The organism is Achromobacter xylosoxidans, from assembly GCF_002192695.1.
GTDB lineage: Bacteria > Pseudomonadota > Gammaproteobacteria > Burkholderiales > Burkholderiaceae_B > Achromobacter > Achromobacter xylosoxidans_C.
Genome location: NZ_MTLG01000055.1, coordinates 79,697 through 101,395, shown reverse-complemented (window position 1 = coordinate 101,395; position 21,699 = coordinate 79,697). Strand labels below are relative to the sequence as shown.

20 protein-coding genes are annotated in these 21,699 nt (G+C 66.7%); 4 read left to right on the top strand and 16 right to left on the bottom strand.

Going from position 1 to position 21,699, the window contains the following annotated elements; genetic code table 11:
• Window positions 1-5: 5 nt before the first annotated feature.
• A complete protein-coding gene (gene rmuC / locus BRO63_RS09260) occupies window positions 6-1,403 on the bottom strand; it encodes a DNA recombination protein RmuC (RefSeq protein ID WP_088139425.1) in 1,398 nt (465 codons plus the stop codon).
• A gap of 140 nt (window positions 1,404-1,543) precedes the next feature.
• Between rmuC and BRO63_RS09255 the strand changes: the two genes are divergently transcribed.
• Entirely contained in the window at window positions 1,544-2,242 is a 699-nt protein-coding gene (locus BRO63_RS09255) for a PhoP regulatory network YrbL family protein (protein WP_088139424.1), read from the top strand.
• A gap of 40 nt (window positions 2,243-2,282) precedes the next feature.
• Here BRO63_RS09255 and BRO63_RS09250 read toward each other — a convergent pair whose 3' ends face one another.
• From BRO63_RS09250 to BRO63_RS09210, 9 genes are all read right to left on the bottom strand, one after another.
• Entirely contained in the window at window positions 2,283-2,969 is a 687-nt protein-coding gene (locus BRO63_RS09250) for a DNA-3-methyladenine glycosylase (RefSeq protein ID WP_373557772.1), read from the bottom strand.
• Window positions 2,970-3,015: 46 nt separating this feature from the next.
• Entirely contained in the window at window positions 3,016-3,372 is a 357-nt protein-coding gene (locus BRO63_RS09245) for an arsenate reductase (RefSeq protein WP_088139423.1), read from the bottom strand.
• Window positions 3,369-4,178 carry an ABC transporter permease subunit gene (locus BRO63_RS09240; protein ID WP_013392654.1) on the bottom strand — a complete coding sequence of 270 codons (810 nt, stop codon included), beginning with the start codon at window positions 4,176-4,178 and terminating at the stop codon, window positions 3,369-3,371. The genes BRO63_RS09245 and BRO63_RS09240 overlap by 4 nt, the downstream gene beginning before the upstream one ends.
• On the bottom strand, window positions 4,175-5,095 hold the full coding sequence (locus BRO63_RS09235; protein WP_088139422.1) for an ABC transporter permease subunit: 921 nt from the start codon (window positions 5,093-5,095) through the stop codon (window positions 4,175-4,177). The genes BRO63_RS09240 and BRO63_RS09235 overlap by 4 nt, the downstream gene beginning before the upstream one ends.
• A complete protein-coding gene (locus BRO63_RS09230) occupies window positions 5,092-6,219 on the bottom strand; it encodes an ABC transporter ATP-binding protein (RefSeq protein ID WP_054451160.1) in 1,128 nt (375 codons plus the stop codon). The genes BRO63_RS09235 and BRO63_RS09230 overlap by 4 nt, the downstream gene beginning before the upstream one ends.
• Window positions 6,220-6,225: 6 nt before the next feature.
• Window positions 6,226-7,329 (bottom strand): polyamine ABC transporter substrate-binding protein, encoded by a 1,104-nt coding sequence (locus BRO63_RS09225; RefSeq protein ID WP_088139421.1) that lies wholly within the window; start codon window positions 7,327-7,329, stop codon window positions 6,226-6,228.
• A 143-nt stretch (window positions 7,330-7,472) separates the two neighbouring features.
• The gene (locus BRO63_RS09220; RefSeq protein WP_088139420.1) at window positions 7,473-8,210 is read right to left on the bottom strand and encodes a 3-deoxy-D-manno-octulosonic acid kinase; all 738 of its coding nucleotides are present in this window, start codon (window positions 8,208-8,210) and stop codon (window positions 7,473-7,475) included.
• Entirely contained in the window at window positions 8,200-8,622 is a 423-nt protein-coding gene (locus tag BRO63_RS09215) for a group II truncated hemoglobin (RefSeq protein WP_179215058.1), read from the bottom strand. The genes BRO63_RS09220 and BRO63_RS09215 overlap by 11 nt, the downstream gene beginning before the upstream one ends.
• The gene (locus BRO63_RS09210; RefSeq protein ID WP_088139419.1) at window positions 8,622-11,153 is read right to left on the bottom strand and encodes an ABC transporter permease; all 2,532 of its coding nucleotides are present in this window, start codon (window positions 11,151-11,153) and stop codon (window positions 8,622-8,624) included. The genes BRO63_RS09215 and BRO63_RS09210 overlap by 1 nt, the downstream gene beginning before the upstream one ends.
• 103 nt (window positions 11,154-11,256) lie before the next feature.
• Between BRO63_RS09210 and BRO63_RS09205 the strand changes: the two genes are divergently transcribed.
• From BRO63_RS09205 to BRO63_RS09195, 3 genes are all read left to right on the top strand, one after another.
• Window positions 11,257-12,231, top strand: a complete 975-nt coding sequence (locus tag BRO63_RS09205) for a TRAP transporter substrate-binding protein (RefSeq protein ID WP_088139418.1) — start codon at window positions 11,257-11,259, stop codon at window positions 12,229-12,231.
• A gap of 103 nt (window positions 12,232-12,334) precedes the next feature.
• Window positions 12,335-12,835, top strand: coding sequence for a TRAP transporter small permease (locus tag BRO63_RS09200; RefSeq protein WP_088139417.1), 501 nt, complete (start codon window positions 12,335-12,337; stop codon window positions 12,833-12,835).
• Between the two features lie 36 nt (window positions 12,836-12,871).
• Window positions 12,872-14,149, top strand: coding sequence for a TRAP transporter large permease (locus BRO63_RS09195; protein WP_088139416.1), 1,278 nt, complete (start codon window positions 12,872-12,874; stop codon window positions 14,147-14,149).
• 881 nt (window positions 14,150-15,030) lie between these two features.
• On the opposite strand, the gene BRO63_RS09190 is transcribed toward BRO63_RS09195, so the two are convergent.
• Genes BRO63_RS09190 through BRO63_RS09165 form a run of 6 tightly spaced genes read right to left on the bottom strand, consistent with a single transcriptional unit; the run spans window position 15,031 to window position 21,663 of the window.
• The gene (locus tag BRO63_RS09190) at window positions 15,031-16,014 is read right to left on the bottom strand and encodes an ABC transporter ATP-binding protein (protein WP_088139415.1); all 984 of its coding nucleotides are present in this window, start codon (window positions 16,012-16,014) and stop codon (window positions 15,031-15,033) included.
• Window positions 16,004-17,038: an ABC transporter ATP-binding protein gene (locus BRO63_RS09185; protein WP_088139414.1), complete on the bottom strand. Its 1,035-nt coding sequence runs from the start codon at window positions 17,036-17,038 to the stop codon at window positions 16,004-16,006. Before BRO63_RS09185 ends, BRO63_RS09190 begins: the two co-directional genes overlap by 11 nt.
• Window positions 17,035-18,522 carry an amidohydrolase family protein gene (locus BRO63_RS09180; RefSeq protein WP_088139413.1) on the bottom strand — a complete coding sequence of 496 codons (1,488 nt, stop codon included), beginning with the start codon at window positions 18,520-18,522 and terminating at the stop codon, window positions 17,035-17,037. Before BRO63_RS09180 ends, BRO63_RS09185 begins: the two co-directional genes overlap by 4 nt.
• Window positions 18,522-19,715 carry an amidohydrolase family protein gene (locus tag BRO63_RS09175; protein WP_088139412.1) on the bottom strand — a complete coding sequence of 398 codons (1,194 nt, stop codon included), beginning with the start codon at window positions 19,713-19,715 and terminating at the stop codon, window positions 18,522-18,524. Before BRO63_RS09175 ends, BRO63_RS09180 begins: the two co-directional genes overlap by 1 nt.
• 24 nt (window positions 19,716-19,739) lie before the next feature.
• On the bottom strand, window positions 19,740-20,681 hold the full coding sequence (locus BRO63_RS09170; RefSeq protein WP_088139411.1) for an ABC transporter permease: 942 nt from the start codon (window positions 20,679-20,681) through the stop codon (window positions 19,740-19,742).
• Complete coding sequence (locus BRO63_RS09165; RefSeq protein ID WP_088139410.1) at window positions 20,671-21,663, bottom strand: ABC transporter permease; 993 nt, start codon at window positions 21,661-21,663, stop codon at window positions 20,671-20,673. Before BRO63_RS09165 ends, BRO63_RS09170 begins: the two co-directional genes overlap by 11 nt.
• Between the last annotated feature and the right edge of the window lie 36 nt (window positions 21,664-21,699).

Below are 21,699 nucleotides of genomic sequence, written 5' to 3'. Positions count from 1 at the left end.
CCGGATCAGTTCTGGCCTGCGGCCTGCGCGCCCTGGTCGCCCTGGTCGCCCTGGTCGCCCTCGTCGTCCCCGGCGTCGCCCTCGTCCGCGGCGCCAAGCAGGAGCCGGGCGTCGGCTTCAGGCAGCGCCTCGACGGCTTTCAGGTTCTTGAGCATCGCGCGGGTGCGCACTTCCGTCTGGCCGAGCTTGTTGCTGGCGGTGTCCAGGGTCTTCTTGACGCTGGCCAGCGATTCCCCGAACTTGCCGAACTCCGTCTTGACCGCGCGCAGCACCTGCCAGACCTCGGACGAGCGCTGCTCGATCGCCAAGGTGCGAAAGCCCATCTGCAGGCTGTTGAGCAGCGCCGCCAGATTGCTGGGACCCGCCACGTTGATGCGCAGGTCATGCAGCTTGTCCAGCAGACCCGGGCGGCGCAGCACCTCGGCGTACAGGCTCTCGGTGGGCAGGAACATGATGGCGAAGTCGGTGGTGTGCGGCGGCGCCACGTACTTGCCCGCGATCAGGCGCGCCTGCAGCTCGACGGCCCGGCCCAGCGCGGCCCCGGCGCTCTTCACGCCTTCGATGTCGGCGGCTTCCTGCGCATCCATGAGGCGCTCGTACTCTTCCTTGGGGAACTTGGCGTCGATCGGCAGCCAGACGGGTTCGCCGCCATCGCCGCGCCCCGGCAGGCGGATGGCGAACTCCACCACCGCGTCGCTGCCCGGCACGGGCTTGATGTTGCTGGCGTACTGGTCCGGCGTCATGTTGTCTTCGATCAGCCTGGCCAGTTGCACTTCGCCCCAGGTGCCGCGCGACTTGACGTTGGTCAGCACCCGTTTCAGGTCGCCCACGCCGGCCGCCAGCGCCTGCATTTCGCCCAGGCCCTTGTGCACGGCCTCCAGGCGGTCCGACACCAGCTTGAAGGACTCGCCCAGGCGCTGCTCCAGCGTGGCGTGGAGCTTTTCGTCCACGGTGCGGCGCATCTCGTCGAGCTTGGCGCTGTTGTCGGTTTGCAACGATTGCAGGCGCTGGTCCACCGTGGCCCGCACTTCCATCAAGCGCCGTTCGTTGATCTGGATAAGGCCCTGCAACTGCTCGGAGAAACCAGCGGCAAAGCGCGCCAGGGATTCCGCCGACTCGGCGCGCGCGGCCTGGGCGTCGCGCGACAGCCCGGCGCGCAGATCGCCATGCGACTGCGACAGCTCCACCCGCAGAGCGCGGGTAGAGTCCGCGAATTCGCTGCGCAGGCCGCGCTGCCCTTCCGCGATGTCGGAACGCAGCGCGCGCTCGCTGCGTTCCAGGCTTTCCAGCAGCGTGTCGAACCGGGCGTCCTGCGCAGGCGGGCGCAGCCATGCCAGCAAGGCCGCCAAAAAGGCCAGAACGGCGCCGCCCGCGGCGATCCAAAGCAGATGAATGTCGTTCAAAAGATGCGTCTCCAAAGCCGGGATTGTAGGACTCCGGCAACGTCTTCCCTGGTAAATCCAACAGAGACTCGGCATCTGGCGGACCCATGCTCCGGCTCAAGGATTAAACTCGGGAGCATCCAAACAGGCTTGATCTCCTCTTGAACCCCGCAGATCCCTCTCTCTGTACGCCCGCGGCGTCTTTCCAGTCCATCTTCGGGCCGTTGGACCTGAACGCCGCCACGCCGCTCGCCTCCGGCCATGACCGGCACATCTTCCAGCACCCCAACATGCCGTCCTTGCTCGTCAAGGTCATGGACATGCGCGCCCGCGCGATTTACCTGGAAGCCCGCCCGTTCAAGCGCTGGTACAAGCAGTACCAGCGCGAAAGCGCGTACCGCGTCTACCTGACCGAACTCTACGAATACGTCACCACCACCACCCGCCCCTCTGGCGTATGGCAGGTGCCCATGGCGCGCATACTCGGCGTTGCCCAAACCACGCTGGGCCTGGGCCTGGTGGTCGAAAAAATCTGCGACGCCAACGGCAACATCGCTCCCACCGTGACGGACTTGGCCAAGCAAGGCAAGCTGGACGACGCCCTCAGCGCGCAGCTCGACGAATTCTTCCAGGACCTGGCCGATGCCCACGTGGTGCTGCATGACGTCTCCGCCAGCAACATCGCCTGCGGCCTGAACGCCGACGGCAAGCAGGGCCTGTACCTGATCGATGGCTTCGGCGGGCTGCCGCTGATCCCGATCTATGCCTGGAGCAAACGGCTGAACACTCGGCGCATCCAGCGCAAGTACATGCGCATGCGCGCGGCCCTGGCCGAACGCATTGCCACGAACGGGTTCTGAGGCGCCCACCGCAGCCACGGCCAGCACGCATTCCGATCAGCTAGGGCTGCGGCGCCTGCCGCAACACCACGCCCTGGCGGTCCACCCAGACATAGTCATGGCCGGCGCGCTGTCCGCGGCGCAACGGATTGCGCGTGCAGAAGGCGGTGTAGCCCGGGTCGACAAAGCGGTAGTGCAGATGTTCGTCCCGCCCCAGGGGTATGCCCAGGCGCGTGGTGCAGATCAGGGCCTCGGGCGATTCCCCCACATCCTCCACGTACAGTGCCTGCGGATCGAAACTGCGCGCGTCCCAGTCCGGCACTTTCAGGCCCAGCGCCCGGCACAGCAGGGTCTGGCCGGCGCACAGGCCGGAGACCGGCCGCGGCCGCCCCTGCGCATCCGGATTCAACTGCAGCATGCGGGCCAGCGCCTGCGGTCCGGACAGCGCGTCCGTCCAAGGATAGGCGGATTTGATCAGCACGGCGTTGCCCGGCCCGCCGGCGCTGAAGTTCAGCGAATCGCCGCCACGGGCGTAATACATGTAGACCGTGCCGCCGTCCATGAACAGGGCGCGCCGCTTGTGGGTGTAGCCCAGCGACGCATGGCTGCCCTTCTCTGCCAGGTAATAGGCTTCGGTCTCGATGATGCGGGCCGACAGCCACAGGCCGCCCACGCGATGCCGGATGATCTTGCCCGGCAACTCGCGCGCCAGCTGCGCGGCGTCGCGGTCGAAGAAGGCGTCGGGCAAGGCCCGGCCGGGCGCGCCTGGCGCCAGGCCGGCCAGGGCCGGCGCCTCAGGCGAAACGTTCGCCGTAGCGTTTTTCGCTGAAGCCAACGCTCACCTCGCCATCGGGCGTAACCGTGACCGGGCGGCGCACCAGCGCCGGATACTCGGCGATCAGCTGGCTCCACTGGGCATCGGTATGCGCCGTCTTGCGCTCTTCGGGCAGGTTGCGCCAGGTCATGGACGTGCGGTTGACCAGCTTTTCCCAGCCGCCGACCTGGTCCGCCCAGGACTTCAGCGTGGCGGCGGGCACCGGGTTGTCGCGGTAGTCCACGAACGCGTGGGCGACGCCATGCTCGCTCAGCCAGTCGCGCGCCTTGACGCAGGTGCTGCACTTGGTCAGGCCGTACAGGGTGGTTTGCTTCATTTGGATTCGGACTCCTTGCGCCATTGCATGCGGTTGGCCAGGATCACGCAAGTGCCGACCGCCAGGATGAAGAGCGTCGCCAGCGCGTTGATCTCGGGTTTCAAGCCCAGGCGCACGCGCGAGAAAACTTCCATGGGCAGCGTGCTGGAGCTGGGGCCGGACAGGAACGACGCCAACACCACGTCGTCCAGCGACAGGGTGAAGGACAGCAGCCAGGCCGAGGCCAGCGCCGGCGCGATCAGCGGCAGCGTGATCTTGAAGAACACGGTCATCGGGGTGGCGCCCAGGTCCAGCGCGGCTTCTTCCAGCGAACGGTCCAGGTCGCGGATGCGGGTCTGGATGACCACCGCCACGAAGGCCATGCACAGGGTCACGTGGCCCACCCAGATCGTGAAGATGCCGTTCTCCGCGGGCCAGCCCAGGCTGCCGCGCAGTTCCACGAACATCAGCAGCAAGGAAATGCCCAGCACCACTTCAGGAATGACCAACGGCGCGCTGAGCATGCCCACGTACAGCGCGAAGCCGCGGAAGCGCCCCATGCGGCCCAGCACGTAGCCGGCCCAGGTGCCGATGATGACCGCGGCGGTGGCGGTCATGGCGGCGATGCGGAACGACAGCCAGGCCGCGCGCAGCAGCGCGTCGTCGTTGAACAGCGAGTGATACCAGCGGAACGAGAAGCCGGTCCAGGACGTGACGGTGGGCGACTCGTTGAACGAGAACACCATCAGGCTGATGATGGGCACGTACAGGAAGAAGTACCCCAGCCCCAGCACGACGGCGCGCAAAGTCTTGTTGGGCCCGTTCATTTGCTGCCTCCGCCCGGCTGTTCCTGCTGCTTGACCTGGTTGTATTGGAAATACACCAGCGGCAACAGCAGCAACAGCACCATCACGCAGGTCACGGCCGAAGCCATGGGCCAGTCGGCGTTGTTGAAGAATTCATTCCACATGAGGCGGCCCATCATGAGCGTATTGGCGCCGCCCAGCATTTCCGGAATCACGTATTCGCCCACCGCCGGGATGAACACCAGCATGGCGCCCGCGATCACGCCCTGGCGCGACAGCGGCACGGTGATCTGCCAGAACGCCTGCCAAGGCTTGGCGCCCAGGTCGTAGGCCGCTTCCAGCAGGCGCAGGTCCATCTTCACCAGCGTGGCGTACAGCGGCAGGATGAAGAACGGCAGGTAGGCATAAACCATGCCGATATAGACCGCGACGTCGGTGCGGTAGATTTCCAGCGGACTGGAAATAATGCCCAGCCCCTGCAGCAGGTTGTTGAGCAGGCCGTCGTTGCGCAGGATGCCGACCCAGGCGTACACGCGCAACAGCAGCGAGGTCCAGAACGGCAGGATCACGCCCAGCAGCAGCAGGTTGCGCACCGCGGGCGACGAACGCGCGATGTAGTAGGCGATGGGATAGCCGATCAGCACGCAGAAGAGCGTGGTGACGGCGGCGATCTTCACCGAATTCAAATACGTGGCGAAGTACAGGCTGTCCGTGAACAGCAGGATGTAGCCGCGCAGGTGCAGGCTGAACTGCACCGCTTCGTCCTTGAATTCCGCCAGCGACGTATACGGCGGAATGCCGAATTTCAGCTCGGCGAAACTGATCTTCAGGACCAGCAGGAACGGCACCAGCAGGAACAGCACCAGCCAGGCGAACGGCGGCACCACCGCCAGCGCCCTGCCCGACGGCAACCAGTCGCGGGGCGAAAACCGGATCATGACGCCAGCACCGTGGCGCTGTCGGCGTCCCAGCTGACGAAGATTTCTTCGTCGATGCCGGGCGCGTCCATCTGGGCCAGCAGTTGGCTGGGCACGCTGGCCTCGACCGTCTTGCCGGAATCCAGGCGGATCTGATAAAGCGCGTAGCTGCCCATCCACGCCATGTGGCTGACCATGCCATGGGCCCAGTTGTATTCGGCTTCGGGCTGCTCGCGCGATACCACCAGCCGCTCGGGGCGGATGGAGACGTGCACCTCCATGCCCAGCGGTTCGCTCACGCCGTGATTGACGAACAGCGGACGGGTCAGCTCGCCGCACTCGATGGCGACGTGGTCCGGTTCATCGACCACGATGGTGCCGGTGAACATGTTGGTCGAACCGATGAAGCTGGCGACGAAGCGGGAATTCGGGAAGGCGTAGACGTCCTGCGGCGTGCCGCATTGGACGATCTGGCCTTCGGTCATGACGGCCAGGCGGTGGGCCATGGTCATGGCTTCTTCCTGGTCGTGGGTGACCATGATGCAAGTCACGCCGACCTGCTCCAGGATCTTCACGAGTTCGATCTGGGTCTTCTGGCGGATCTGCTTGTCCAAGGCGGACATGGGCTCGTCCAGCAGCAGCAGCTTGGGCCGCTTGACCAGGCTGCGCGCCAGCGCCACGCGCTGCTGCTGCCCGCCCGACAATTGGTTGGGCTTGCGGCGCGAATAGCCGGCCATCTGGACCAGGTCCAGGGCTTCGAACACGCGGTCATGGATCTCGGCCCGGTCCACGCCTTCCTGCTTCAGGCCGAAGGCCACGTTGGCCTCGACCGTCATGTGCGGGAACAGCGCGTACGACTGGAACATCATGTTCACGGGCCGGCGGTACGGCGGCACGTGCGTGATGTCCTCGCCGTCCAGGAATATCTGGCCCGAGGTGGCTTCCTCGAAGCCCGCCAGCATGCGCAGCAAGGTGGACTTGCCGCTGCCTGAACTGCCGAGCAGGGCGAAGATCTCGTTGCGCTTGACCGAGAGATTGACGGAACGGACGGCGACCACATCGCCGAAGATCTTTACGACATCGGAGATCCGGACGAACTCGTCCGGATCGGCCGAATGCTGCGCCGAGTAACGGCTATCGCTCATGATGACTTATCTTCCAGACTTCAGCTCGGACCACATCCGGTTTTGCAGGCGTTGGATGTTCAAGGGCAGCGCCTTGATCACGTACAGGGTCTTGGAGACCTCCGCCGGCGGGTAGATCATGGGGTTGTCGGCCACGTCCTTGACCACGAACTGCCGCGCCTCCTTGTTGGCGTTGGGGTAGAACATGGTGTTGGTGATGGCCGCGTGCACCTTGGGCGTTTCGATGTAGTTGATGAAGGCCAGCGCCTCTTCGGGATGCGGGGCATCCTTGGGGATGACCATCAGGTCGAACCACGCGGGCGCGCCGCCCTTCGGAATGAAGTAGTTCACTTCATAGGACTTCTTGGCGTCCTGGGCGCGCTTGCGGGCGATCATCACGTCGCCGGAGAAGCCGTAGACCATGCACAGGTCGCCCACGGCCAGCTCGTCGATATAGCCCGACGAGCTGAACTGGCGGATGTACGGGCGGATCTTCATCAGCACGTCCAGCGCGGCCTTGTAGTCGTCGGCGTTGGTGCTGTTGGGATCCTTGCCCAGGTACTTCAGCACGGCCGGGAACACCTGGGCGGCTTCGTCCAGCATCGAGATGCCGCATTCCTTCAGCTTGGCGGCGTTCTCGGGCTTGAAGATCATGTCCCAGTTGGCCAGGTCCACGCCGTCGCCCATGATCTGCTTGACCTTGGTGACGTTGTAGCCCAGGCCGTTGGTGCCGTAGCCCCAGGGAATGGCGTACTCGTTGCCGGGATCGACGGTGGCGACCAGCGCCATGACTTCCGGATCCAGGTACTTCCAGTTCGGGATCTTGGACTTGTCCAGCTTCTGGAACAGGCCGGCTTCGATCTGGCGCGAGGCGTAATGCGTGGACGGGACAACGACGTCGTAACCCGACTTGCCGGCCAACAGCTTGGCCTGCAGGGTGTCGTTGCTGTCGTAGACGTCATAGCGGACCTTGATGCCGGTTTCCTTTTCAAAACCGGGAATCGTGTCCGGAGCCGTGTATTCGGCCCAGTTATAGACGTTGACGACCTTGTTCTGCGCCACCGCCGCCGAAGAGGCCGCCGTGACCAGCATCGCCCCAAGCGCCCAGCGCATACCCGCCCGTAATTTCATCACCAGCCCCCTTGCGTTATGCCGTATGTGACAGGAGTACCAAAAGGCGAAATGATAAAGCTTTTTAGCGAGGACCTGCCCAACTTTGCCGGGCGATTGGCGCGATTTGGGCCAGATGGCGGCAATTGGCCGCCCCCGCCCGGTCAGGGCTGGATTCCCACGCCCCAGGCCGTCCAGTAGCTGTCGCGCAGGCGCAGCCAGAAGCGCTCGCCCTCTTCCCCGGCCACCTTGCGCAGCGAACGGCGCAGGCGTTCCAGGTTGGCTTCGCGCTGCCGGTCCGATAGCGAGCCTTGCGTGCCCCGGTCGAAATCGATCAGCCAGACGCGGCCGTCGCTGCCCACCAGGATGTTGAAGGCATTGAGGTCGGCATGCCAGACGCCGGCCCGGTGCATGCGCACGATGGCCTCGGCCGCCGCCTGCCAGACCGGCTCGGCCAGCATGTGGGCCAGCGGCCGCACGCCCGGGATGCGCTCGACCACGATGGCGGCGCGGTAGATCGGGCCTTGCCGCCAATAGGCGGCGGCCAGCGGCGCGGGCACCGCCAGCCCCTGGGCGCGCATCGCGGCCAGCAGGCGGTATTCGCGGAAGCTGCGGGTGCGGGCCTCGCCGTTCCAGAGATAAGCGTCGCGGCTGATGCGGGCGATCATCCCGCCGCGGCGGTAGCGGCGCAACACACCCTGCCAGCCCGCCCCCTGCACGAACCAGGCCGCCTGGCGCCCGCCGGCATCCACCGGCCGGGCCCGGTCGCCATAGTGCGCCGGGTTGAACAGGTCCGGGCCGGCCTCGGCCAGCCGCAAGGGATCGCTCAGCATGGCTCCGCCCAGCGGGCCGGACCAGGCCAGGCGCCGTTCGCCGGCGCGGGAATCGCCTTCAGCCTTCACGGTTGCGCATCCAGTCGGCCACGCCGTAGAAGGACTGCAGCAGGCGTTCGACCAGGGCCGGCTCGATCCCCTGGTCTTCCATGGCGCGCCCGATACAGATAACCCACTGGTCGCGCTCGACCTCGCCGATCGAGAACGGCAGGTGCCTGGCGCGCAGCCGCGGATGGCCGAAGCGTTCTATATAGTGGTCCGGGCCGCCGAAGTAGCCGCACAAAAACCAGAACAGCTTGTCGCGCGCCTGGTCCAGGCTGGGGCCATGGGCTGCCCGCAGCTCTTTCAGGTCGGGCTCCATGTCCATCAGGTCATAGAAGCGGTCTACCAGGGCGCGCACGCCCGGCTCGCCGCCTAGTAGGTCAAAAATGCTGCTGGAGTTTTCCACGGGTTCGCTAATCGTATGGACGCGGGCTGTCATCAGGTTTCTCGTAGGGTGACCAGGGGCGGCGTGCGCAACACGCCGCGCAGGGCCAGGGCGCCGCCCGCCCAGGCGCCGAGCATGCCCGCGGCAATGCCCGCCAGCCACGGCCAGAGGCTGAGAGTAATAGTGAAATCAAAGACCTGCGTTGACAAAGCCCAAGCGATCGCGGTGGCGCCGGCTGCCGCCAGCAGGCCGGCCAGGCCGCCCACCGCCCACAGCTCGATGCGCTGGGAGCGCGCCAGCTGGCTGCGGGTCGCGCCCAGCGCGCGCAGCACGGCGGCTTCGCGCATGCGCTCGTCGCGCGTGGCGGTCAGCGCCGCGGACAGCACCAGCACGCCGGCAGCCAGCGTGAACAGGAACAGCAACTGCACCGCCTTGCCCACCTCGTTCAGCACGGACTGCAATTGCTGCAGGATGGCGCCCACGTCGAACACCGTCAGGTTCGGGAACTCGCGCACCAGCGCGGGCAGGACCGAGGCCTTTTCGGGCGGCAGGTAGAAGGAAGTGATCCAGCTTTGGGGCATGTCGGCCAGCGCGGCAGGGGTCAGGATGGCGAAAAAATTGACGCGCATCGTATCCCAATCGACCCGGCGGGTGCTGGAAACGGCCACCTCGACCTGCTGGCCCGCCACGTCGAAGGTCATCTTGTCGCCCAGCGCCAGGCCCAGGGTCTTGGCCAGGCCGGACTCCAGCGACACCTCGGCCGCGCCGGGTTCCAGCCAGCGGCCCTGCTCGATGCGGTTGGAGGATGGCAATTCGTCGCCATAGGACAGGTTGAACTCGCGGTCCACCAGACGCTTGGCGCGGGGCTCCTCGTAGTCGTCCGGCCCCACGGCCTTGCCGTTGATGGCGATCAGCCGCCCGCGCACCATCGGCGCCAGCGTGATGCGGCCCAGGCCTTCGCGGGTGAGCGCGTCGGTCACGGCCTGGCGCTGGTCCGGCTGCACATTGATGAGGAAGCGGTTGGGCGCGTCCGGCGGCAGGGTCCGCTGCCAGCCCTGGATCAGGTCGGTGCGCGTCATGGTCAGCAACAGCAGCGCCATCAGGCCCACCGCCAGCGCGCAGACCTGGGTGATGGTGGCCGCGCGCCGGCGCACCACGCCGGCCAGCGCGAAGCGCAACGCCGGCAGGCCGGCCGCCAGCCGGCGCACCCGCGCCAGGCCCAGGATGCTCAACCAGGCCACCAACGCGAACACGGCGAAGGCCCCCAGGAAGCCGCCCGCCACCACACCCCCCAGCTTGGCGTCGCCGGCAAACCACCAGATCAGCAGGGCAAAGCCCGCGGCCCCCAAGGTGTACCCCAGGGCGCTGCGCGCGCTCAGCGTGTCGGCATCGCGCCGCAGCACCCGGGCGGGCGGCACGTGGCGCAGCTGGGCCAGCGCCGGCAAGGCAAAGCCCAGCAACAGCAAAAGACCGGTCAGCAGCCCCTGCAAGGCCGGAATGGCCGAGGGCGCGGGCAAGGTGGTGTCGATGAGCGAGCCCAGCAGCATCACCAGTACCTGATGCACCGCGTAGCCCAGCAGGCAGCCCGCGGCCGACGAGAACAGGCCGACCAGGGTGAATTCCAGCGTCAGCATGCGCGACACCTGCGACTGCACCGCCCCCAGGCAGCGCATGACCGCGATGCCGTCGCGGTGACGCGTCATGTAACGGCCCGCCGCCAGGGCCACGGCCACCGCCGATATCAGCACCGCCAGCAGCGCCACCAGCGACAGGAAGCGCTGCGCCCGGTCCAGCGTGCGGCGCACTTCGGGCCGGCCGGACTCCAGGGTGGCAACCTTCTGGCCGCGCTTCAGGTTCTGCTTGAGCCACGCTGAGTAGCCGGCCACGGCATCGGGCGGGCCCGCAACCAGCATGGCGTAGCCGATGCGGCTGCCCGGCGCGATCAGGCCGGTGGCGGGCAGGTCGCTGGCGCGCAGCAACACGCGCGGCGCCACGTTGACGAACTGCATGCCGCGGTCCGGCTCATAGGTAATGACGCGATCCACGCGCAGGTGGGCGTCGCCCACGTTCAGCGTGTCGCCGACCTTCAGGTTCAGCAGGGACAGCAATTGCGCGTCCACCCAGACCGCGCCCTCGGGCGGCACATCGCGCGTTGCAGCGTCGGGCTCGAAGGGCGCGCCTGCCACGCGCAGGGCGCCGCGCAGCGGGTAGCCTGGCTCCACCGCCTTCAGCGCGGCCAGTTGGGCGCCGTCGCCGGCCCCGACCATGGACGGGAACTGCCACGTGCTGGACACGGCCAAGCCGCGTTCGCGGGCCTGGTCCATGAAGGCCGCGGGCACCGGCTCGTCGGCGTCCAGCACTAGGTCGGCGCCCAGCATCTGCCCGGCGTCGCGCTCCAGCGCCCGGCCGACCCGGTCCGCCAGGAAGCCGACGCTGGTCACCGCGGCCACGGCCACGACCAGCGCCAGCACTAGCAGCCGCAGCTCGCCGGCGCGGGCGTCGCGCATCATCATCCTGGCGCCCTGGCGCAAGGTGGACCAAAAACCTGGGCGCCTGGCCCGTGACGTATCAGGGAAATCCATCATTCCACAATGTTAACCAACGGCCTAGATCGGGGCCGAATCCCGATATCATCCCGGGGCGGGAGGCAAAGCCACCCATAAAGATACTCAAAACCTGGAGAAGACGATGCGTAAATCCTGGCTTGCCGCCACGATTCTGGCCGCCTGCACGGCCGCAACCGCCCTGCCCGCCGTGGCGCAGAACACCTTGAAGATGGCCTACGCGCTGTCCACGTCCTCGCACTACGGCGCCGGCGCCGACGCGCTGGCCAAGTCCATCGAAGCGTCCACGGGCGGCAAGTACAAGGTACAGCAATTCGCCAACAGCGCGCTGGGCGGCGAACGCGAAGTGATCGAAGGCCTGCAGATCGGCACCATCGACCTGGCCATCGTGTCCACCGGCGCCACGCTGAACTTCGTGCCTGAAACCGGCGTTTTCGACATCCCCTTCCTGCTGCGCGACCTGCCGCACGCCCGCAACGTGCTCGACAGCAAGATCGGACAAGATATGCTGGCAAAGTTCCCCAGCCGCGGCATCATCGCCCTGGCCTGGGGCGAACAGGGCTTTCGCCACCTGACCAACAACGTCCGCCCGGTCAAGACCCCGGCCGACGCCAAGGGCCTAAAGATCCGCACCACCGAAAACCCGATCCACATCACGGCCTTCCGCCAGATCGGCATCCTGCCCACGCCCATGGCCTGGCCTGAAGTCGCCACCGCCCTGCAGCAAGGCACCATCGACGGCCAGGAGAACCCGCTGTCGGTGATCACCTCGGCCAAGCTGTCGCAGATGCAGAAGTACCTGTCCTTGACCGGCCACGTCTATGGCCCGGCCCTGGTGCTGATGTCGGCCAACGTGTACGAGGGCCTGTCGGCCGCGGACAAGGCCAACTTCGACAAGGCCGGCAAGGAATCCGCCCAGGCCATGCGCGCCTACGTCGACAACATCGAGAAGACCGGCGTCGAACAGCTGAAGAAGGAAGGCATGCAGGTGTCCGAGGTGGACCGCGCCGCCTTCGCCGCCGCCGTCGAGCCCGCCTACCCCGAGTACTACAAGAAGTTCGACAAGAAGCTGATCGACTCGATCCGCGACACCAAGTAAACAGGGCCCCGCCCCGACCCGGGGCGCATCGCCCCTGGCGGCGGGATCCCGGTCCCGCCGCTTTCGTTCCAATCCTTTGCGTACATCGCCAACGGGATTCATCATGCGTTTGCTTTGCGCCTTCGACCGCATCCTGTTCAAAGTGGTCTCGGTCCTTGCCCAATTGCTGCTGGTCGCCGCCGCGGCCGCCGCCTTCTACCAAGTCATCGCGCGCTTCGTGCTGCACTCCCCGGCCGACTGGAGCGAGGTGCTGACCCGCGCCCTCCTGATCTGGACCGTGCTGCTGGGCGTGGCCCTGGCCTTCCGCCACGGCGCCATGATCAGCGTGGAGCTGCTGCGCAACCTGCTGGGCGGCACGCGCCGCCGCGTGCTCGAAGCCGTGATCGGCCTGATCTGCGCCGGATTCCTGGGCTTTCTGGCCTGGATCGGCGGCAACATGACCTACCGCGTGCGCTTCCAGAACGTGCCGAGCCTGGACATTTCGATCTCCTGGATCTACCTGGCCATTCCCGTGGGCGCCACCCTGGCAGCCATCGCCGTGCTGGCCCGCTGGTGCGCCGGCGAGGAAGACGACGTCCCCGTGCGCAACGACGCGCAAGGCTGAGCCGTCCCCCATCGAACATAAGCAGCAGATATCGCCATGTCCCAATTAATGATTGTCTCGATGCTGATCTTCTTCGGGCTGTCCGTGCCGGTCGCCGTGTCGATCGGCCTGGCCAGCCTGGCGGGAGTCGGCGCCGCCGGCCTGCCCTGGGTGGTGGTCGCCCAGCAACTGTTCGCCGCGCTGGACAAATACCCGTTGGTCGCCATCCCCTTCTTCATCCTGGCCGGCAACCTGATGGAAGCCGGCGGCATCTCCGAACGCATGGTGGAATTCGCCAAGAGCGTGGTGGGCGGCATCCAGGGCGGCCTGGCCTGCACCTGCGTGCTGACCTGCATGATCTTCGCCGCCGTGGCCGGCTCCAGCGTGGCCACCACCTTCGCGGTGGGCGCGATCCTGATTCCCGCCATGATCCGGCACGGCTACCCGGCGCCCTTCGCGGCCTCATTGCAGGCCAGCGCGGCGGAACTGGGCGTGATCATCCCGCCGTCGATCCCGATGATCCTGTTCGCGGTGTCCACCGACACCTCGACCGGCGAACTCTTCATCGCCGGCGTCATGCCCGGCATCCTGATCGGCGTGGCGCTGATGTTCTACGTCTGGTTCTACGCCAAGCGCAACAACCTGGGCAAGCGCGACGGCGAAGGCCGCCTGCCGTTGTGGCCGGCGTTCAAGAACGCCTGGCTGGCACTGCTGATGCCGGTCATCATCCTGGGCGGCATCTACGGCGGCATCTTCACGCCGACTGAAGCCTCGGTGGTGGCCGTCATGTACGCCGTGGTGGTAGGCAAGTTCATCTACCGGCGCCTGAGCTTCAAGCAACTGTCCGCCACGCTGCACAAGTCGGTGGTGTCTACGGCCGTGATCATGTTCGTGATCGCCAACGCCGGCATCTTCAGCTTCCTGCTCAACCGCGCGGGCATTCCGGACGCGCTGGGCGTGTGGCTGGCGCAGATCTTCGACACCAAGCTCACCTTCCTGATGGGCGTGAACGCGGCGCTGTTCGTGATCGGCATGTTCATCGAAACCTCGGCATCCATCGTGGTGCTGGCGCCCTTGCTGTTGCCGGTGGCGCTGAAGTTCGGCGTGGAGCCGGTGCACTTCGGGATCATCATGGTGGTGAACCTGGCTCTCGGGATGATTACGCCGCCGTTCGGCGTGAATCTTTTCGCGGCTTGCGCGGTGGCGAAGTTGCCGTTGGAGAGGTTGATCAAGCCGTTGATTCCGTTTGTGGGGGTGGTGATTGTTTGCCTGATGATCATTACTTATTGGCCGGGGTTGTCGCTGGGGTTGCGGGATCTGGTCTACGCTAAGTAGTTGTTCTTTGTTTGGCGAGTTGGCTTCGTAGGCCACCCGCCGGCGCGTGCGCCTGAGGGGCGAGCGCCCACGATTGCGGTCCGGAGCGTTCGCTCCGGACTGCCCCATCCTCATCCTCGTCCTCGCCTTCGGCGACTCCTTCGGATTCCGTCGGGCGCATCGAGGTTGCTCGCCCCTCAGGCGCCCGCGCCGGCGAGCTACCGGATTCTTGGCCTGTTGCGCTGCTAGAGCTGTGGTCGGTGGCGAGTCTTGCGTCGCCCGCTGCTTGCGGCCGCGCGGGCGGCCGCAAGCAGCATACGTGTTGATGGGCGTCGTGGCTGTCTGCGCTTGCGCGAATGCGGCGAGCTGCTTGTTAGTGACACCGGCATTTGGGGTGTGGGCGGTGATGGGTGGCGCGCGGCGCACACCTGCTTGCGCGTCGAGATCCGTACGCGCGCGCCACCCATCCGGCGGCGGAGTTGAAATGACGATGTTGGTTGGCCCATGCTCGCTGGCATCCAAAATCATTCACCGACAGCGCGCAGCGTCATCGCAAATCGCAAGACACCGTGTAAGCCCCACGAGGCCGCCCGGGCGGCCGGCATGGGGCGGGCACCGCAAGACCCGCCATACCCCATCGTCCGTGGCCAGAATGCCAAGAACACCGCCCACCCCGACTGACGTCAATTTTCAAACGCCGGAGCCAGCCGCGCCGTGGGCCTGGGGCGAGCGGGGCGTCGATAAGCCCGAGGGAATCGGAAGGCAGCCGCCGTAGGCGGCAACGACGATGACGACGGGGCAGTCCGGAGCGAAGGCTCCGGACCGCAATCGTTGCCCCGCTCGCCCCAGGCCCACGGCGTGGCTGGCGCCTTAAGAACCAGGACGCAACAAGCAAACAACTATCAGGCCGCCTGAACCACATCCCAAGTCACCGCATGACACCGCAGCTGACGTCCGCCAACGCTGGCAACCATCGGCGCCTCCACCTTGCACTGCTCCCGCGCCATCGAACACCGAGGATGAAACGTACACCCCGACGGCGGCGAAATAGGATTCGGCACCTCGCCCCCCATAGGCTCCCGATCCCGCCGCGGATCATCCAGGTCCGGAATCGTATCCAGCAGCATCCGCGTATACGGATGCTGTGGCGCATCGAACAGCTGATCCGCAGGCGCCTGCTCCACGATGCGCCCCAGATACATCACCGCCACGCTGTCCGACACATGCCGCACCACCGACAGGTTGTGGCTGATGAAGACATAAGTCAGCCCGAACTCCTTCTGCAGATCCCCCATCAGGTTCAGGATCTGCGCCTGCACCGACACGTCCAGCGCCGAGGTGGGCTCATCGCACACCAGGAATTCCGCCTCCGTCGCCAACGCCCGCGCAATCGAAATCCGCTGGCGCTGGCCACCGGAAAACTCGTGTGGGAAGCGGCCCGCGTCGCTGGCGGACAGGCCCACCAGTTCCAGCAGCTCGTCGACCCGGCGCCGCGTCTCGGCCTGCGTGGCTCGCAAACCCAGCGTCGTGATCGGTTCAGCCACGATATTGCCCACCCGCCAGCGCGGATTCAGGCTGGCATATGGATCCTGGAAAATCATCTGCGGATGCAGCACCCCGCCCTTGCAGTTGCGCCCGTAGCGCAGCGTTCCGCGCGTCGGCGCAACCAATCCCACCAGCAGCTTGGCCAGCGTGGACTTGCCGCATCCGGATTCGCCCACGATGCTCAGGGTCGTGCCGCGCGGCACGGATAGCGACACCCCGTCCACCGCCTTCAAGGTTTGCTCGGGCTGGCGCGACAAAGTGCGTTCCAGCCAGGGCGGCGACACGTCGAACCAACAGGCCAGGTCTTCGGCCCGCAACAGCACATCATCGTTACGCGGCATGGGCGACTCCTCCTTGATGCAGCCAGCAGGCGCTGACGGTGGCGCCGGCCGGAGATGCGGCCAGCGGCGGGCGCTGCTGGCCGCAGCGCGGTCCCGCCATGGCGCAGCGCGGATGGAAGGCGCAGCCCTCGGGCATGGCGTACAGGCGCGGCATGGCGCCGTCGATCTGGTTCAGCCGGGCCGCGCGCTGACGCAGGCCGGGAATCGCGTTCATCAGGCCCTGCGTGTACGGATGGCCCGGGCGGCGCAGCACCTCCAGCACCGGTCCGATCTCGACGATGCGGCCCGCGTACATCACCGCCACGCGGTCCGCGGTCTCGGCGATCACGCCCATGTCGTGCGTCACCAGCAGCACCGAGGTGCCCTGTTCGCGGCAAAGGCGCCGCAAGAGCGCCGTGATCTGCGCCTGCACCGACACGTCCAGCGCCGTGGTGGGTTCATCGGCGATGATGAGCGCCGGCCGCGCCGCCAGAGCCAGCGCGATCACCACGCGCTGGCGCATGCCGCCGGAGAACTGATGCGGATAGTGGTCGATGCGCTTGTCCGCCGCCGGGATGCCCACCGCCAGCAGCAGCTCCAGCGCCCGCTGGCGCGCAGACTGCGCCGTCACCTTGTCATGGTGGCGGATCGTCTCGACCAACTGGTCGCCCACCGTGAACAGCGGATGCAGGCTGGTCAGCGGATCCTGGAAGATCGCGCCGATCTCCTTGCCGCGCAGGCGCTGGCGCGCCTTGGGCGGCAGATTGTCGATACGCCTGCCCGCCAGATGGATTTCGCCGCCGCCCAGCCGGCCCGGCGGCTCCAGCAGGCCGATCACCGCCATGCCGGTCAGCGATTTGCCGGCGCCGGATTCGCCGACCATGCCCAGGATCTCGCCCGGCTGAATGTCGAAACTGATGTCGCGCGTGGCGACCAGGACGCCGTGGCGCGTGGGGAATTCGACCGACAGGCCGCGCACGGACAGGGTCGGCGCAACGTTGGCCGCGGCCGGCGGCTGCGTGGTGTTGGGTACGATGGCCATCATGACGGACTCCTTGCGGGACGCGGATAGCTGGAGGAAAAAATCTGCTCGACCGGCGGATGGCCCCAGGTGCGGTCGGGATAGCGCGCCACCAGCCCGTCGAATTGCGTCTGCGCCTGCTCTTGCGCCAGGCGCGCATCGAAGCCGGGGATACGCCCGTCCACCATGACGAAGCGGCCGTCGATCACGACCTGCGACACGTCGCGGCCGCTGCCGCTCACCATCAAGGTCTGTATCGGGTCGATCAGCTGGCCGTTGCGGTCGTGCGAAAAATCGAACACCACGATGTCGGCCTTGGCGCCCACGGCCAGCCGGCCCAGGTCCGGGCGGCCCAGCGCATCGGCCCCGCCCACCGTGGCGGCGTCGTAGTAGTCCTCGGAGCGGACCGCCTCGGTCGAGCCATCGGCCACGCGGCACAGCATCATGCCCACCTGCATGTTCAGCACCATGTCGGGCGGCCAGGTGTCCGTGCCCATGCCGATGTTCACGCCCAGCTTGCGATAGCGCGCGAACGATTCCAGCGTGGCGCCATGCCGCCCCGACACCAGCGGGCAATGCACGATACTGGCGCCGGCATCGCGGATGATCTCCATGTCTCGCCCGGGCCGCTCGATATGGCGCGAGCCCGACACGTAGGTGCCATGCGGCAGCAAGGCGCGCTCGGATAGGAAGTCCAGGCTTTGCAGCCATTCCGGCGGGCTCATGCCGTGCTGCTCCAGCACCAGGTCGTACTCCAGGCGCGACTGGCAGCAATGCAGCCGGATCGGAATATTCCGTTCGCGCGATGCGGCGGCCGAAGCACGCAGCAGCGCCGGCGTGCAGGTTTCGATGCGGTCGGGTGACAGCATGGCGCGCACGCGGCCGTTGTGGCGGCCTTCGATCTCGTCACAGAAGGCCAGGGCCGCCTCCAGTCCCGCCATGCCGCGCGCCTCGTCGTAGTGGCAGCGGATCTTGCCGTCCGCGTCCACATAGGTGTGGCCGCTGCGATAGGCCGGTCCCAGGTAGACGCGCAGGCCCAGCTCGCCAGCAGCGTTGGCCGCAGACAGGAATTCATCGCGGGTCTCGCCCCACACCCGGTAGAACAGCGACGCGATTGGCAGCGCCGTCGTGATGCCGTTGCGTATCAGCTGGGCAAAGGCGTAGCGCTTCTGGAATGCGAGTTCGGCCGCCGTGTACATCTCGTACGGCCCCCGCTTCATGTAGCTCTCGGGCCAGATGCGGCCCTTCTTCCAGGCGGGCGAGTTGTCGAAGCCCAGGATGGTCGTGTCCAGGTCGGACAGCGCATCCAGGTCCACGAAGCCCGGGCCGATCAGCGCGCGGCCGTAGTCGCGGCGCTGCGCGACCTGCCCCGGATAGCGGTGGCCGACGTAGATGACGCGGTCGCCCTCGAACACCACCTCGCCGTTCTCGTACAGGCAATGGCGGCCGTTCTCGTGGCCCACCACCCAGCGGGCGGTCAGCAGGATGGGGCCTTGCGGCGCGCTCATCACGGCGCCTCCGCCAGCGCGCGGCCATTGCGCGCGACCACACGCCCGCCCTTGACGACCAGCTTGCGCTGCGGGCGCGAGACGATGGCTTCGGCCACCGTCTCGGCGTCCACCAGCACGAAGTCGGCATGGCAACCTGGCGCCAGGCCGTAGTCCGACAAGCCCATGACCCGCGCATTGCCATAGGTGGCCACATGCAGCGCCAGATCCAGCTCGTCGTCGCGCCGGAAGTTGTTGCGCAAGCCCACCAGCATGGTCCGTTCCAGCATGTCGGGCTTGCCGTAGGGGCCCCAGGTGTCGCGCATGCCGTCGTTGCCCGTACAGACCGTGACGCCGGCCGCGTGCAGCTTCGCCACATTGGGTACCGGCCGCGAGGCCGAGCCCGTGGTCATGATGTGCACGCCGGCCTTCAGCAAGCCTTCGGTCAATGCCTGCACTGCGTACGTGTCCGGCATGCCCAGGCAGAAGGAATGCGACAGGGTGACCTTGCCCTGCATGCCCAGCGCCAGCACCCGGTCTATGGTCATCTGCATCGAGAACGCGCCGAGTTCGCCCGCTTCGTGCAGATGGATGTCAATGGGCTTGCCGTGCCGCTGGGCCAGCCCGAAGATGGCGTCCAGATGCCCCTTGGGATCGCGGTCCATGCCGGCCGGGTCCAGCCCGCCCACCACTTCCGCGCCCATGCGCAAGGCCTCGTCCATCAGTTCCAGCGTGCCCGGGCGGATCAGCAGCCCGCTCTGCGGAAACGCGACGATCTCCACGTCGATCTGGTCGCGGTACTGCTCGCGGGCGCGCATCACGCCTTCGATCGCGCCCAGTCCAATGTCCGTGTCCACGTCCACATGGCTGCGGATATGGCTGGTGCCGTCGCCGATCGACATCACCAGCTGACGCGCCGACTGCCGGTACGGATCGATGCCCAGGCGTTTCTTCTCGGCTCGCTCGTTCTCGATCTTGTCGATCAGGCGCGGGCCGACCTCGTTGCGGTACCAGGGCATGCCGTACATGGTCTTGTCCAGGTGCGCGTGGGCGTCGATCAGGCCCGGCAGCATCAGCGCGCCGCCCCCATCCACCACCGGCACGCCGGCGGGCGCCGGCCCGCCCAGCGCCTGGATGCGGCCGTCGCGCACCAGCACCGAGGTCATCTCGCCGCCTGCGGGACGGACTTGGGTATACAGCGTTGCGTTTTCCATGGTTCTACTCTTGTCGGTTTGCGTTCAGCGCAAACGGGGATTCAGGGCGTCGCGCAGCCAGTCGCCCAGCAGGTTCACCACCAGCACGATCAGGCTCAGGTACAGCGCGGGAAACACCACCACCCACCACTGCCCCGAAAACAGGAACTGGTTGCCCAGGCGGATCAGCGTGCCCAGCGACGGTTCGGTGGGCGGCATGCCCACGCCCAGGAAGCTGAGCGTGGCCTCGATCAGGATCGCCAGGCCCAGGTTCAGCGTCGCGGTCACCATGACCGGCGTCAGCGTGTTGGGCAGGATGTGCGTCAGCATGATGCGCAGCGAACTCACGCGGATCAGGCGCGCCGCCTGCACGTATTCCTTGCCGCGCTCCACCAGGGCCGAAGCCCGCACCGTGCGGGCGTACTGCACCCAGTTGGTCATGGAGATGGCCAGGATCAGGATCACGGCCGACAGCGTTTCCCGCAGGCCGGGCGGCAGCAACTGGCGGAACACCGCCGTCACCAGGATCGCAACCAGGATGGTCGGGATGCTCAGCAGCGTGTCGCCCAGGCGCATCAACGCGTTGTCGACCCAGCCGCCGAAATAGCCGGCCGCCAGTCCCACCAGCAGGCCGATGGCCAGGGACAGCACCACCGTCGCCAGCCCGATCACCAGCGACATGCGCGAGCCGTACAGAATGGCGGACCAGACGTCGCGGCCCTGCGTGTCCGTGCCCAACAGGAACTGCGGATCCGAGCCGGCCTCCCAGACCGGCGGCAGCTCCGCGTTCAACAGGTCCAGCTGAGCCAGGTCGTACGGGTTCTGCGGCGCGATCCAGGGCGCGAACACGGCCAGCAACACCACCGCCAGCAGCACGATGCCCGCGCCCATGGCCACATAGTCCTGCCGCAAACTCCACCACAGGTCGCTGCGCAGGAAACGGGCAAGCCGGCCCTGCCTCGTTGCGGAAATTGGTTTAGTGAGCATTGGCGCCTCCCTTGACGTGCTGGCTGCGCAGGCGCGGATCGACCACGCCGTACATCATGTCCACGAACGTGTTCAACGCCACGAAGATGAAGGACACGATCACCAGATAGGCGGCCATGACGGGGATGTCCACGAACATGACCGATTGGATGAACAGCAGCCCCATGCCGGGCCACTGGAAGACCGTTTCGGTAATCAGCGCGAAGGCGATCAGGTTGCCGATCTGCATACCGGTCACGGTGATCACCGGCATCAGGCAGTTGCGCAGGGCCAGGCGGAAATGCACGATCCGGTCGGGCAAGCCGCGCGCGCGGGCGAACTTGATGAACTCGGTGCGCAGCGTCTCCAGCATTTCGGCCCGCACCAGGCGCATGATGAGCGTGATCTGGAACAGCGCCAGCGTGATGGACGGCAGTACCAGCGCGGCGCGCCCCGAGGGCGTGAGCAGGCCAGTGGTCCACCAGCCGATCTTCACCGTGTCGCCGCGCCCGAAGCCCGGCAGCCAGCCCAGCTGCACCGAGAAGATCAGGATCAGCATGATCCCCACCACGAAGCTCGGCAGCGATATGCCCAGGATGGAAACGAACTGCAGCGCCTGCGCCAGGCGCGACTTGCGGTAGATGGCGGTCAGCACGCCCGCCGGCACGCCGATGGCGAGCGACAGCAAGGTCGCCATCAGGACCAGTTCGAACGTGGCCGGAAAGCGTTCGGCCACCAGCGCGAACACGTCCTGCTGGTTGCGATAGGAAATGCCGAATTCGCCTTGCGCCGCGTTGGTCACGAAGTGCACGAACTGCATGCCCACCGAGGCGTTCAGCCCCAGGCGTTCGCGCAGTTCGTCGCGCTGCGTCTGCGAGGCCTGCTCGTTGAGCATCATGTCGACGGGGTCGCCGACGAACCGGAAAATCACGAAGGCCAACAGCGCCACCGCCAGCATGACGCCGACCGCGTTGAAGACCCTTCTCACAATGAATGCCAGCATGTGCGGCTCCCCTTCAGACCCTAGTCATTCCCAGGA

Bases quoted from the DNA above. Each gene is read 5' to 3' on its own strand.
- BRO63_RS09175 (WP_088139412.1), bottom strand. From the start codon at position 19,715: ATGGAAAACGCAACGCTGTATACCCAAGTCCGTCCCGCAGGCGGCGAG.
- BRO63_RS09215 (WP_179215058.1), bottom strand. From the start codon at position 8,622: ATGACAGCCCGCGTCCATACGATTAGCGAACCCGTGGAAAACTCCAGC.
- BRO63_RS09210 (WP_088139419.1), bottom strand. From the start codon at position 11,153: ATGATGGATTTCCCTGATACGTCACGGGCCAGGCGCCCAGGTTTTTGG.
- BRO63_RS09170 (WP_088139411.1), bottom strand. From the start codon at position 20,681: ATGCTCACTAAACCAATTTCCGCAACGAGGCAGGGCCGGCTTGCCCGT.
- BRO63_RS09230 (WP_054451160.1), bottom strand. From the start codon at position 6,219: ATGAGCGATAGCCGTTACTCGGCGCAGCATTCGGCCGATCCGGACGAG.
- BRO63_RS09240 (WP_013392654.1), bottom strand. From the start codon at position 4,178: ATGAACGGGCCCAACAAGACTTTGCGCGCCGTCGTGCTGGGGCTGGGG.
- BRO63_RS09180 (WP_088139413.1), bottom strand. From the start codon at position 18,522: ATGAGCGCGCCGCAAGGCCCCATCCTGCTGACCGCCCGCTGGGTGGTG.
- BRO63_RS09185 (WP_088139414.1), bottom strand. From the start codon at position 17,038: ATGATGGCCATCGTACCCAACACCACGCAGCCGCCGGCCGCGGCCAAC.
- BRO63_RS09200 (WP_088139417.1), top strand. From the start codon at position 12,335: ATGCGTTTGCTTTGCGCCTTCGACCGCATCCTGTTCAAAGTGGTCTCG.
- BRO63_RS09190 (WP_088139415.1), bottom strand. From the start codon at position 16,014: ATGCCGCGTAACGATGATGTGCTGTTGCGGGCCGAAGACCTGGCCTGT.
- BRO63_RS09205 (WP_088139418.1), top strand. From the start codon at position 11,257: ATGCGTAAATCCTGGCTTGCCGCCACGATTCTGGCCGCCTGCACGGCC.
- BRO63_RS09195 (WP_088139416.1), top strand. From the start codon at position 12,872: ATGTCCCAATTAATGATTGTCTCGATGCTGATCTTCTTCGGGCTGTCC.
- BRO63_RS09225 (WP_088139421.1), bottom strand. From the start codon at position 7,329: ATGAAATTACGGGCGGGTATGCGCTGGGCGCTTGGGGCGATGCTGGTC.
- BRO63_RS09245 (WP_088139423.1), bottom strand. From the start codon at position 3,372: ATGAAGCAAACCACCCTGTACGGCCTGACCAAGTGCAGCACCTGCGTC.
- BRO63_RS09235 (WP_088139422.1), bottom strand. From the start codon at position 5,095: ATGATCCGGTTTTCGCCCCGCGACTGGTTGCCGTCGGGCAGGGCGCTG.
- BRO63_RS09165 (WP_088139410.1), bottom strand. From the start codon at position 21,663: ATGCTGGCATTCATTGTGAGAAGGGTCTTCAACGCGGTCGGCGTCATG.